The sequence below is a fragment of the Aeromonas sp. sia0103 genome (genome assembly GCF_963895295.1).
In the GTDB taxonomy this organism is placed as follows: Bacteria; Pseudomonadota; Gammaproteobacteria; order Enterobacterales; family Aeromonadaceae; genus Aeromonas; species Aeromonas encheleia.
On sequence record NZ_CAWQKG010000035.1, the window covers coordinates 1 to 285 of the forward strand.

General features: G+C 64.2%; 1 protein-coding gene. It reads left to right on the top strand.

Annotated elements, in window-relative coordinates; all coding sequences use genetic code 11:
* Window positions 1–285: VCBS domain-containing protein (locus AACW18_RS13910; protein WP_218390092.1), on the top strand; the 285-nt coding region annotated here is incomplete at both ends.

A 285-nucleotide genomic window follows, 5' to 3' on the forward strand; every position in this document is an offset into this window, starting at 1 on the left:
CCGGCGTCAACGACGGTGCGGTGATTGTGGGTGATGGCAGCGGTGCGGTGACCGAAGACCTGAACGTGGTCAGCGGTAACCTGACCGAGACCGGCAGCTTGAGCGTGACCGACGTGGACGGGGCCGACGAGGCCGAGTTCAAACCGGGCCTGGGCACCCCGAGTGCCAATGCCCTGGGTAGCCTGACCATTGCCGCGGATGGCAAGTGGAGCTATGAGGTCGCCAACAGCAAGGTGCAGTACCTGGGCCAGGGTGAGACCAAGGTCGAGACCTTCACCGTACAGA